We start from the raw sequence: 12,176 nt of genomic DNA on the forward strand, positions 1-12,176 counted from the left end.
ATCACCGTCGGCCGCGACACCCCGACCAGTTCCGCGATCGACGAATTCGACTCACCTTGAGATGCGAGCAAAACAATCCTCGCTCGCTGCGCCGCACCGGAGGAGATCGACCTCGACCGCAGTCGTCGGGCCAACTCGAGATCGTCGCCGTCTCGCAAGAGTAGGGGCTTAATCCGCATGCTTGAAGTATCTCAAATCGCACTGTCAAAGAATTTTAGGCGCGCGGCACTAGCAGCGAATCTCAAGTCGACGCTGCCCGGCAAACGAGAATGAGGACGAATGACCGTAGAAGCTCCGATGTGGAAATCTCAATCGACCATCACCATTCCGTGGAAGGGCAATGCCGAGGTAACCGTCACGGAATTGCTGTCAACGACGCTTGATGTCGCTCGTTCCGTCCTCATCGACGTCGCGAAAAGCGGTAAGAAGATCACGTACGGGGAGCTCGCAAAGCGTTCAGGAACCGGATATCCAGCGCAGTCGATGGGCAAAGTGTTGGACGTGCTCAGCCTGGACTGCAGCGACAGAGGTGAGCCGTCACTGGCACCCATCGTGGTGAGAGCAGCGACAATGAAGTCGCGGACGGATATGTCGGGTCTCCAGAAAACGATCGTGCCGCTCTATACCAGTGGTGGGTCACGCATTGACTTAGCCGGCAGGCAACCATGATCGACCCTCAGTGGCCGAAGCGATCAGAGTGACCAGTGGCGGCCGAGTATCACGTCCGGCGAGACTTATCGAGCGTAGGACGTCGACGACTGTCGACAAGCAGTCGTCGTACCGGGTCAGATCCGGCGCGATAGTGACGGCGGCAAGCTGCTCGAACCGTCCGAAGGCGACCTGCGATCTCGGGACATTTCGACTACCACGCTGATCGGTGCTTCTTTCACACAAACCGCCCGGTCTACAATGAGATCTTCACAATCTGGCGACTCCGTCAACACCGGGAGGTAATACCGACGCCGTATCTGGGCGGACTGATCATCGTCCTGTGGATCTTCTGCCTCATCGACGTCGCCACCGCCGATGAGCACGGTGTCCGGCACATCCCGGGGCTGCTGAAGGTTCCGTTGACTCGTTCGTTTAGGCCGCCAGCATGTTCGCTGGTGTCATGATCATCTCGTACTCGATGGGGGTGAGCTTGCCGAGGGCGCGTTGTCGGCGTCGTCGGTGGTAGGTGCGTTCGATCCACGTGACGATTGCGATCCGAAGTTCTTGCTGGGTACCCCACCGTCTCGTGTCGAGGACGTTGTTCTGCAGGAGCGAGAAAAACGATTCCATCGAGGCATTGTCACCACATGCTCCGACACGCCCCATCGATCCGACCAGGCCGTTGTTGGCCAGGACACGGACGATCGAGAAGCGCTCGAAGCGGAGATCGGCGCCAGCTCTTGACGTCGCTCTCGACGTCGCGGAGGGCATGCATGAACACAGTGATCAGACGATCACGCACATCGCCTGAGATGTGCTGGTCGTCAGCTCCCCCGTAGAGTCGCGCACGGTAGACGACGTCCTCATCAACCAGCGGATCTGGCTCCCACCGGTAGGTGAGCCTGGCGGTCAACGGTTTTCCGGTCACGAGAGCGTCGCCGAGGGTTGCGACGACGGAAGCTTCGTCCTCGAAATCTGTCACCTCCAAGGACACTTCAATTGACTCGCCGCTGCTGGTCGGATCTGCGTCTGCGGTTGCGAGGCCCTCCCAGAAGTCCTCTGGCCGCAATCGTCGCTGATCGCCGGAAATCGTGTTGTCGAGAACTAGGCGCATCGCGTGCAACAGGTTGCTCTTGCCCGACCGATTCTCGCCAACGATCACAGTGTGGCGGGTCAGTGGCACGTCGATGTTGACGAGATTGCGGAAGTTTTTGACCACGATTCGGCTCAGTCTCACAGAGATACCGTAGCGGCGACTTGGGCATGGCCGATATTTCCGGTTGACGCCGAGCCGACACGACTACCCAGTACCTGTGCCGCGCCCCGCACGGCGTCAGGGGAGGATGACCTGGCACGGTTCGGTATCGGAAAGGTTGGTCGGGTTCATGGGTTCAGTTCACGAGGTCATCGAGGCGTTCCGTAAAGCACCCTCGAATTCCGAACGGGGAACCAAGTTCGAGCAGTTGATGGTCCGGTACTTCGAGCTCGACCCGATGCTGTCGCAGCAGTACGAGAAGGTGTGGCGGTGGATCGACTGGCCCGGTCGTAGGGGAAAGCCCGACACCGGTATCGACCTCGTCGCCCGCGAACGCGACACCGGCGACTACACCGCGATCCAGTGCAAGTTCTACGAACCCACCCACACCCTCGCCAAAGGCGACATCGACTCCTTCTTCACCGCATCCGGAAAAACCCCGTTCTCCACCGCAGTCCCCCACCGAACTGACGAAGCGGTCATGGATTTACGTCCTGCGCGCGACCGCTCGTCAGTTCTCGCGCGATCAGTGCACCGACCTCGCGGCCGCGTTGACGTATTACTCTGTGCTGTCGCTGTTTCCGGCAGTCTTGGCAGTGGTATCACTCCTCGGCGTCTTCGGGCAGGGGCAGTCGACCGTCGACGCGGTTCTGCAGATCGTGAGCGATCTCGGTCCGTCTTCTGCCGTGGAAACCTTGAAGGAACCCGTCCAGCAGCACGTGGAGGCTCCTGCCGCGGGATTCGCCCTCATCGCCGGCATCGCGGGCGCGCTCTGGTCCGCTTCCGGCTATCTCGTGGCGTTTGGGCGAGCGTTGAACCGAATGTATGAGGTCGAAGAAGGCCGGCCGGTGTGGAAGCTTCGGCCGACGATGCTGCTCGTCACTGTGACGGCATTGGCATTGATCGGTTGTGCGGCAGTGATGTTGGCAGTCAGCGGTCCTGTCGCACGAGCGATCGGAGATGCGAGTGGGGCGGGTGATACCGCGTTGACGGTATGGAACATCGCTCGCTGGCCGGTGGTACTGGTGTTCGTCGTTCTCGCTGTTGCGATTTTGTACTACGCGCCTCCGAACATCCAGCAGCCCAAGTTTCGATGGATCAGCGGCGGTGCCGCCTTGGCCATCGTGGTGTGGATTCTCGCATCGGTAATCTTCGGTTTCTACGTCGCGAACTTCAGTAGTTACAACAAAACCTACGGCTCCCTCGCCGGTGCGATCGTGTTCCTGTTGTGGCTGTGGATCACCAACCTGGCCTTGCTGTTCGGCGCAGAGCTCGATTCCGAACTCGAACGTGGACGAGAATTGCGTCAGGCACACAACTTCGAGGGCCACGCCGAAGGATCGGATGGTGTCTGCACTGACGTCGATACCCCGAAACGCAAGGAAATGCCGATCGGCGGCCCAACGCACGCTATGGGAAATACCAAGCACATCGTCACGGCCGCGTCACTCGGTGCCGCTGCCGTTGCGGTGATCATCGCTGCCGGTAAGCGGCCTGAGCGGAGAGGCGGTCGATGAACGTGGTCTCGCAGGTCCGTGGTTCGCCGCTCTCACGGGCCAGGGCTTGCGCCACGGCACTGTAGCGAGCATGTTTCCCGTCCTTCTGACTTCGTCATCGACGGTTCAACCCTGACACGAGGCTTGCGGCCTCCTTCGAGATGATTGCAGCGTCCGCTTGCCCGGTATACGTGCGTTGCCCACCAGGCAGTCGCGTACGGCAAACTCGGGTTGCCCTCGCTCGACTGCCCTGGTTTCGGTGCGAATCAGAGGTCTGCCATTGAGTGTCATCCGAAAATTACGGTTCCCGCTGGGATCGGCGTCGGCTCGGCGGGGCAGAACTGCTCGTGCGGAAGATGCGCAGAATGAGCGCTACATGCTCACCCGGCTGATGTGCGGTGAGCGCGGTCAGCTCGTCCGACAGTGCTGCGAGTTCGCGGGCTCGGGTCGGCGCGAGGGCGCGCAGGTGGTCGGCGTCGGTGGCGTAGAGAGACACGGGTGTGAGGGGGTGTAAGGAGTAGCCGAGCGATTGGGCGCGTATCCAGAACTCTTCGGCGCGTGCTCCGCTGCGGATGTAGTCTGCGGCGGCGGTTCCCTGCTGAGTGATGACGGCGACGGCGTCGCTGGAGGCCAGGCGGGTGCGGGTCTGTGCTCGGAGCGCTTGCCCGGCATCCCAGTTGTTCAGTTGTTCCATCACGTCGGGGCGGCGGAGGAGTTCGAGGGCGGCGAGTTCTGAAGTAGGGATACCCAAGCTGGAAACCTCGATACCACTGGCGAGGTCGCGCGAATGTGGCCAGCGTAGCTCGGAGATCATCTCTCGATGCAGAGTGTCGGTGAGGAATCGGATGCGGTCGGTGGCACTGATGTTCTCGGCCAACCGTGTGATCGTCTCCCCGTCCTGGATCAGGTGGACTGCGACGGTCGGGGAGGACAGACGCGCCGCCAGGTGTGCGAGGTCCGTCGGATCGCACGGCGGCAGGCCGGGATCGGGCAGAGCGCGGTGTGTGCTGCGATGGAGCATCCCGGGTAGTTGGTCGGTGAGCGAGATGTCGGTGCCGGCAGTGAACTTGATCCGCGCGGAGGTCGCCTTACCGTCGCCGATGATGACGGTGTCGCCGAGGATATGTCGGTGTGCCGCGGCGACGCGAGCGTTGTGCAGTGCGGCACCGAGCGCGACGAAACTTCCGCGGTACTCGATATCCACACTCGACGAGCGGGTTTCGTCGAGACGCAGAGTCAGCGCAGTCTCGTCCGTGTGAATGATCCACGGTTGCGAGTTACCTCCCGACGGAGCGCGTGCGGCAGCGAAAGCGACGGCTTCGGTATCGGGGAGCGCGTCGTACTGTGCTCGCAGATCGATCGGACGCGAACCGTTTGTCGCCGGTGAGGCGATCGAGTCGGAGGGAATGTGTGGGTCGGTCAGTTGATCGAGGTGCTGACCGATATCGATGCGCACCCTCCCCGAGGGAAGAGCCTCACCGAGACCGAACCGGCGGATCGCGGCGACCACAGACGCCCCGCCCAGCAAAACGTCCCCGCCGAGTTGAGGCCAGGTGGCCACGGTGGTGCCCACTTCCAGGACCGAGGCGGCCATGCGGGCCGAAATCTCGGCCCCCTGCAGGATGCGTAAGCCGAAGGGAATTTTTTCTTGCACGCTCAGCCCGGATACGGTGGCAGCGTCGAGATCTCCGACCAGCCCGTGAAAGAGTGGCCTGGCGGGTTCGAGGTCGAATCGTTCGACGTCGAAGAGACCGCGGTCGCTGGTTTCCATGATGACCGGGATGCCCCGCTGCCTCGCCCGGTCGCGAACGAGGACCTTCACATCGAAGGAGTCGCACTCTTCGATCACCAGGTCCAGTCCGGCGAGGAAGTCGTCGATGCTCGCTTCGTCGACACCTTCGGTCCAGGCGTCGACGGGCAGGTACGGGTCCAGTTCGGCGATGCGTTGTCGAGCCAGAGTTGCCTTGTTGACGCCGAGATCGAGGACTGTGGCCGAAAGCCGGTTAAGGTTGGACAGGTCTAGGTCGTCGAAGTCCGCCAGACGGAGGTAGCCGACGACGCCTTCGAGAGCAAGAGCATGGGCGATGGCGCTGCCGACGCTGAGTCCGACGATCCCGATGCGCAGCCGTGAGAGTGCGCGTTGTTCCTCGCTGGTGATCTTGTTGCGGTTGCGATCGAGCCGCAGACGACGAAACCCGCTGGGGCCGAGCAGACGGACCAAGGTATGGCGCCACGGGTAGTAAATCCAGTGCGAGGGTTCGGCGATCTCGTCGGCGTCGGACTCTGGGCGGAGATCGAGCAGCGACTGTCGTTGCTCGGCCAGTGTGTCGAGAACCCTTGCTCCGGAGGTGCGCAGTGCGCTCACCCGCTGCATCTGCGCCGGGTCGGATTCGTCGAAAAGTTCCACCCGCCGCTCCGTTGTCTCGTTCATTGCCGAGGCTTGGTCTGTACCGGAGAAGTCCTGCATCACGATCCCTTCCGCTTCTCAGTTGCGCGGCGGGCCTTGATCACTCGTCCGTCCCCTCCATCCAAGCACTCCTTGCGCCAGGTGTTGCTCACCAGGGTGGGGTGACGACGCAGCGGCGGGTGTCGGGAGGCTCGAGCCGGCATGTCAGCGGACAATCAGCGAGCGCGGACCCGCCTGGGTGGTACGCGCGGTATTCCGGCTGCCAGCGGCGCAGGTCCGGACTTCTTCAACAAAGGGGAAATGTGATGACAGTGATCACCGAATACACACGCGGCAGCGTCGAGGCGAGTCATGCTGCTGTCGAGGTGCCCGGCACCGACGGTGTCCGATTGGTCCTCTCGTATCCCGCGACGGACGACTATCTGTGGGACGAATACTTGTCCGGTGCGTGGGAGTCCTACAGGCGTCACGGAGCGCAAGCAGCCTTGGATGTGCCGGCAGTGCGAGACGGTGTTTCGACCTCACTGTTCTACGCTCTCGTCGACGGCGACGGGGTGGTCGTGGGCGGGGTACGCGCACAGGGACCATACGTCTGCGCTAGTCAGTCCCATGCGATGGTCGAATGGACGGGTAACCGCGCCCTGGACGCTGTTCGAGAGACAATCGCTGCCCGAATCCCCGAGGGGGTGGTGGAAATGAAATCGGCGTGGGTATCCCCCGGGTCGCGATACGCCGGAAAGTTGTCTGCTGCACTGGCGAGGGTGGCGTTGCCGACGATGGAGCGACTGCAGTCTCGTTTCGTGCTGGCCACTGCCGCTGACCACGTGCTGAGCAGGTGGGAATCCTCCGGAGGCAGGGTCGATGTACGGATACCGGCGGCCGCGTATCCCGATGCGCGTTATCGCACTCGCATGATGTGGTGGGATCGTCGATCGCTGCGTGCCGACGCTGATCCTGCGGTGTGGCCACTGATGTGGTCCGAGCACCGGACACTGTGCCCGATCACGACGAAAAACACAGTGCACGAGCAAACGACCCGTGTTCACAGCGCCGCCGTGATTTCGCTAGTGAACAGGGTCGGTCGCTGATGTCGTGATCTCGAACAATGCGGGCCTGCTGACATCACTGTGCTGCCCATGCACCATGTTCACCCTCAACGGCGGAAGGTGTTGGTACCGAACCGTATTTCGTCCCTCTGCTTTAGCGGCGTACATGAGGGCATCGGCACGATGGGTCAGAAGATCAGTCAACTCCCCCAACGACATGTCCGGGGAGCCAGCGTGATCGTCGAGGGTGCAGTAGATCGCCCCGATACTGACCGTCACGTCGCAGGACTCGGCGACCGACGCTCGGATCCGTTCGGCGAGAGTCATCACGTCGTCCACATCCGCGGCGGCGAAGAATGCGACGAATTCTTCGCCGCCGGACCTGGCGATCAGCACTCGCGCAGTCGCCGTCCGCGTGATGGCCGCAACGACACTGCGGAGGGTCTGATCCCCCGCGCTGTGCCCGAACAGATCATTGATCTGCTTGAAATGATCGACATCGATCATCAGGAAACCGACCTGCGCGGAACTGACCGTGGAGGTGCGGTGATACCGCTCGATACGATCGAGAAATCCTCGGCGATTAGGCAGATTCGTCAACGGATCGGTATGAGCCAACTCCCGGTACCGCGCTTGGGTCAACACCAGAGAGCGGCGCAAGGCACCGATCATGAACACCGGCAACCAAATGACCGTCGCCGACACAGTGCAGCTCACCAGAGCAGCAGCGAATCCGTGGGCCACGACAATCGCTACCGCACAGGCCAGTGCAATCGCGACGATCGTATGCCCGACGATGACCCGTCGACTCGACGCCATCGCCGCGATAGCAGGTATCGCCGAGAGCAGAGTGACGATGCCCCGGGCCGCCAGCGGATCGGTGACCAGATACGCGGATACAGCGATACCCACCATCCCGATCAAACCCACGACGGAAAACATTCGATCCGACAACCGACCTACGGCCAGCGTCAGAAGGAAGATCGCCAACGTACTCGCCCAGATACCGACGAGGTACGGGCCCGCTCCCGCGCGAAGGAGCGCCGGAGACAACAGCGCGATCACCGGCAGGGGAAGGGCTCCGCCCGTGCTCAAGAGCACAGCCAACGACCGCGCATCCGTCCGCGCCCGAAACCTGGCATATCTCGCATACAGCCCATGTGGCCTCACTCCGCCCACCATAGCGGAAAAACCGTAAAGTATATTCCTCACGGTTAAGGTAGACAATTTTCAGTTTTGTGACTAAGTGGGGCGAGGACGGGCGAAACAGCAGGCCGGCGCACATCGTTTCACCTCATATGTGCGTTACACGTCAAGTTTCCCCGTCCAGCACATGTCTCGTTATCTCGGCCACACCGCACGAGAATCACTCCCGATCGTTTCAGCGCAGGGAGTGTCCGATCCGTTCTTGTGGAGGCTCCTTCGTCGAAGCGCTCAATCTCGACGCCCCTGGATCGCATTCGCTGCAATCGCCCCGGCCCCACAACGTCGGCAATGACGCCCGGCAGAAGGGCAGGTTTTAGTTTTGCGTTCCTGGCGCTCATGCCTTGTACTGGTGAACGGAGCCCCTTATGCCCTCCCCTCGTTCGGCCGCCTACCAATCGACCCTTCACTCCTTCTCGCCGCCGGTTTCATCGCTTCATCCCGTACCGCCGTAGGACAGGAGGTTCCCGGAAACGCACTCGGGCGGTCGACGTAACCTCCGGCGCAGCAATCGTTTTCCGTGCAACACAGGTGATCCGGAATCGACGTTTCGTAAAGTTCTGACGAAAACCCGCCGTAGCGGCGGCTCGTTCACCGCTGCCCCATACTCAGCGAACCTATCGCGCCCACTCACCTCCTGGAGCATGCAAATGCTCCGGCGACCCACGCTGCGCCCGGCCGCACTTTGTGGCGGCCCGTCATCGAGGCGATGGTGTTCCCCATCTTCTTCGCTGTGATGTTCGCGCTCTGCTATGTCAGCGCGTTCCACAGCCCGACGCCGCATCATGTCGGGGTCGTGGTCGCTGGGCCGCAGTCCGCCACGTCGGCCTTGGTCGAACAGCTCGCGCCGAACGTCGGGGACAAGTTCGACCTCGCGACCACAACGGACACCGCAGCAGCACTGGAGCGACTGCAAGGCCGCGAGATCGCCGGCGTGATCGAACTGGGGACGCCGATGAACGTCCACATCGCCTCCGCCGAAGGGCCGATGCGGGTTCAGGCTGTCGAGGGATTGGCCCAGCCGCTGGCAGCTGCCCAGGGGCAGCAGGCGAATATCATCGATCATGCACCTCTCGCGGCTGACGACCCGACGGGTTCTGCACTGTTCTACCTGCTGGTGGTGTGCACAATCATCGGCTACTTGACAATTACCGTGCTCGCGCAGGTTGCTCCGGCGATGGAGCTGCGTGTCAAACTCGGTGTGCTCGCGGTGATGGCGGTCATCGGCGTGATGGTGTCGTACTTTGTCTCCGCCATCTTCGTCGGGTTCTACGAAGCATCCTTCGTCGAAAATCTCGGCCTGTTGGCTGTGATCTTCACGTACACGTTCACCGTCGGATTGGTCAGTATTCTCGCCAACCGCGTGTTCGGTAAGACGGCGATCATGATCGTGATGCTGTTGATGATCTTCCTCAACTTCCCGAGCGCAGGCGCAGCCTTCCCAGCGGACTTTCTCCCCGGATTCTGGTCCGGTCTCAGTCACTTCTGGATCGGCGCCGGAGCGATGGACGCAGCACGCTCGATCGTCTACTTCGGAAGCACGGGGATCGGCCACGGGCTGTTGATCCTGGGTGGATGGCTCCTGTTGACGGTGGTCCTTCTTGTACTCACCCATCTGCGTAAGCCCACGCCGACGACTTCGCCCGCACACGCTTCCCACTGACAGACTCCACGGCGCACCCGGCCCCGACACAGTGCCGCCCGTAATACTTTCGGGCGGCACTGTGAGGCTCGGGGCGGCACAGTGAGAACAAGCACCTTATTCTGTACGACTTCTGCGAGAGGAACTCTCATGAATCGCCTTGCTGGCAAGAAAATCGTCATCACCGGAGCCGCGAGCGGGATCGGGCGCGCCGCCGCCGAGCTCATGGTCACAGAGGGCGCAAGTGTCCTGATCGCTGACCTCGACGGGGACGCCGCCTCGAATACTGCTGCCGAAACCTCCCGCTCAGAGGTCGGGGATCGCGCCGTAGGTATCGCGGTCGACGTGATGGACGAAAATCAGTAGCCACCATGATCGACCGCGCTGCCACCGAATTCGGCGGTATCAATGTTCTGTGCAACCACGTCGGCGGAAGCAACCCGCGTAAGGATCTCGACCTGTTGCGCCTCGACCTCTACGAGTGGGACCGGACGATGGCGTTGAATGCCCGAAGCACGGTAGTCACCTCACAATTGGCGCTGCCACATACGCTCGTCGCCGGCGGCGGTTCGATCATCAACACCGCCTCGATCGGAGGTCTCGCTGGGGATACTCTCCAGTGCGCCTACGGCGCAGCGAAAGCGGCTGTCATTCGCCTGACCCAATACATTGCCACTCAGTACGGTAAGCAAGGAATCCGTTGCAACGCTGTTGCTCCGGGTGCGGTCATGACACCCGTCCTTCCGCGACAACGTCCCCGCAGAGGTCATCGATGAAATCCGGCAACACAACGCCCTCGATATGATCGGTGATCCCGAGGACATCGGCTGGGCGATGGTCTACCTCGCATCGGACGAGTCCCGATACATGAGCGGTCAAACGCTGGTACTCGACGGGGGTCTCACCGCGCAGAGTCCCATCGCCGCGAGCCGCCGCGTATTGCTCGATCGCTGACAACAACCCCTAGTTCTGGCCCACTTTCCGTGAGGGATTGCCGCTCACTCCTCATCGGCTCACCAATCCGCCGTCATCGATCAATCCGGAGACCGAGGCAACCCCTCTTCACGCTCTCGGAGAGGGCACAGGCACGGACTTGTCGAGGCTGGTCGACTGCGTCAAGCTCGATTACATTTGGGCACCAAAGTAACGGGGACCATGCGGCGCCGATGGCTCTGACAATGCTGCCCGGGTACCGGAGACGACGAGCTGCGTGAGTACATGCGTGTGAAGTCGCCGCAGCTTTCGTAGCCGTGTCTACGGCACTGTCACGTTGTTGAACGCGGGAAACTGGGAGAATGTGGCGTGAGCACCTCACTGTCGTACAAGGGCCACCGCTACCCGGTCGAGATCATCAACCACTGCGTGTGGTTGTACTTCCGGTTCCCGCTTAGCTTCCGTGAGGTGGAGGAGATGATGCTCGAACGCGGTGTCGTGGTGAGTTACGAGACGATCCGCCGGTGGTGCGCCAAGTTCGGGCAGGCCTACGCCAACCAGCTGCGCCGACGGCGGGCCCGGCCCGGTGACAAGTGGTACCTCGATGAGGTCTTCATCAAAATCAACGGCACACTGCATTACTTATGGCGGGCGGTCGACCAGGACGGCAACGTGCTCGACGTGCTGGTCCAGGCCCGCCGAAATGCGGTGGCGGCCAAACGGTTCTTCCGCAAGCTGCTCAAAAGGCTGGAGTATGTGCCGCGAGTGATCGTCACCGACAAGCTCGCCAGCTACCAGGTGGCGCACCGCGAGATGCTGGCCTCGGTCGAGCATCGCAGGTCGAAGTATTTGAACAATCGAGCCGAGAACTCGCATCAACCCACCAGGCAGCGAGAACGTGCGATGAAACGCTTCACATCAACCGGGCACGCGCAACGATTCCTGTCCGCCTTCTCGGGCATCTCACCGCATTTCCGGCCCAACCGGCACAGACTCTCTGCGCCCGAATGGCGGACCGAGATGGCCGACCGCTTCACGGTCTGGCAGGAAGTCACCGCCACCGATGCCGCCGCCTGAAAGTGAACGTCCCGGCGGCGTGCCGTAGCGTCCTGCCCCAAACCAGCCGCGCCGCTATACTTTTCGACTAACGTGACAGTGCCAGTGCCAGTGCGACGATACTGCAGCTCGACGAACCGGAAACAACCCACGAAAGTAATGCCTCACAACGCAATCGACTCCGATCCTTGTCAGGCGATACTTCTGCACGACGCGGCCGAAAAGATCCATCGTCACTCGCAGTCACGTAAAAATCAGGCCCACTCTCCGCGTGGAGAGTGCGCCTGATTTTTGTGTGTGGAACCTCAGGTCAGGAGAGGCTACCGAAGATGTTGCCGAGTGAGCCGGTTCCGGTCTCGGGGTGGGTCTATCTCTTTAACGGTGTTTCGGCGGATTTCCATCAGTAAGTTTCCGATCCCGGCCAACGATCGGCGAACGTGATCGCAAACGCGTTCAGAGCGGGCTTCCACCTCGTTATCCATCGTGC

General features: G+C 61.6%; 9 protein-coding genes and 4 pseudogenes. 8 read left to right on the forward strand and 5 right to left on the reverse strand.

Translation table 11 applies throughout. From position 1 onward, the window contains the following. A partial coding sequence (locus G8767_RS34275) for a helix-turn-helix domain-containing protein (protein ID WP_166814113.1) occupies positions 1–179 on the reverse strand: 179 nt, incomplete at its 3' end. Between the two features lie 100 nt (positions 180–279). Between G8767_RS34275 and G8767_RS34280 the strand changes: the two genes are divergently transcribed. Beyond that, complete coding sequence (locus tag G8767_RS34280; RefSeq protein WP_003945960.1) at positions 280–669, forward strand: hypothetical protein; 390 nt, start codon at positions 280–282, stop codon at positions 667–669. Positions 670–1,083: 414 nt separating this feature from the next. Here the strand turns inward: G8767_RS34280 and G8767_RS34285 are convergent. Beyond that, positions 1,084–1,344, reverse strand: a pseudogene (locus G8767_RS34285) (integrase core domain-containing protein); the annotation flags it as partial. Then, positions 1,292–1,888, reverse strand: coding sequence for an AAA family ATPase (locus tag G8767_RS34290; RefSeq protein WP_308252570.1), 597 nt, complete (start codon positions 1,886–1,888; stop codon positions 1,292–1,294). The pseudogene G8767_RS34285 and the gene G8767_RS34290, both read right to left, overlap by 53 nt. A 148-nt stretch (positions 1,889–2,036) precedes the next feature. On the opposite strand from G8767_RS34290, the pseudogene G8767_RS34295 reads away from it, so the two are divergent. Beyond that, positions 2,037–2,354, forward strand: a pseudogene (locus G8767_RS34295) (hypothetical protein); the annotation flags it as partial. Continuing rightward, positions 2,323–3,213, forward strand: a pseudogene (locus tag G8767_RS34300) (YihY/virulence factor BrkB family protein); the annotation flags it as partial. The pseudogenes G8767_RS34295 and G8767_RS34300, both read left to right, overlap by 32 nt. Positions 3,214–3,700: 487 nt before the next feature. Here G8767_RS34300 and G8767_RS34305 read toward each other — a convergent pair. Then, entirely contained in the window at positions 3,701–5,833 is a 2,133-nt protein-coding gene (locus G8767_RS34305; RefSeq protein ID WP_037132517.1) for an Rv1355c family protein, read from the reverse strand. A 281-nt stretch (positions 5,834–6,114) separates the two neighbouring features. Between G8767_RS34305 and G8767_RS34310 the strand changes: the two genes are divergently transcribed. Next, positions 6,115–6,897, forward strand: coding sequence for a hypothetical protein (locus G8767_RS34310; protein WP_073513797.1), 783 nt, complete (start codon positions 6,115–6,117; stop codon positions 6,895–6,897). On the opposite strand, the gene G8767_RS34315 is transcribed toward G8767_RS34310, so the two are convergent. Next, on the reverse strand, positions 6,874–7,956 hold the full coding sequence (locus tag G8767_RS34315; RefSeq protein ID WP_050794093.1) for a GGDEF domain-containing protein: 1,083 nt from the start codon (positions 7,954–7,956) through the stop codon (positions 6,874–6,876). The genes G8767_RS34310 and G8767_RS34315 overlap by 24 nt on opposite strands. Before the next feature lie 811 nt (positions 7,957–8,767). On the opposite strand from G8767_RS34315, the gene G8767_RS34320 reads away from it, so the two are divergent. The 4 genes and pseudogenes from G8767_RS34320 (at position 8,768) to G8767_RS34330 (ending at position 11,710) form a co-directional block, all read left to right on the forward strand. After that, positions 8,768–9,721: a hypothetical protein gene (locus G8767_RS34320; protein ID WP_206030026.1), complete on the forward strand. Its 954-nt coding sequence runs from the start codon at positions 8,768–8,770 to the stop codon at positions 9,719–9,721. A gap of 204 nt (positions 9,722–9,925) precedes the next feature. Then, a pseudogene (locus G8767_RS34325) lies at positions 9,926–10,476 on the forward strand (SDR family oxidoreductase). Between the two features lie 25 nt (positions 10,477–10,501). Then, positions 10,502–10,654 (forward strand): SDR family oxidoreductase, encoded by a 153-nt coding sequence (locus tag G8767_RS36440; RefSeq protein ID WP_003945965.1) that lies wholly within the window; start codon positions 10,502–10,504, stop codon positions 10,652–10,654. Between the two features lie 348 nt (positions 10,655–11,002). Next, the gene (locus tag G8767_RS34330) at positions 11,003–11,710 is read left to right on the forward strand and encodes an IS6 family transposase (RefSeq protein ID WP_070161960.1); all 708 of its coding nucleotides are present in this window, start codon (positions 11,003–11,005) and stop codon (positions 11,708–11,710) included. The last annotated feature ends 466 nt before the right edge of the window (positions 11,711–12,176 follow it).

Origin of the sequence: Rhodococcus sp. IC4_135 (assembly GCF_011602025.1) — a bacterium.
Lineage (GTDB): Bacteria > Actinomycetota > Actinomycetes > Mycobacteriales > Mycobacteriaceae > Rhodococcus_F > Rhodococcus_F baikonurensis.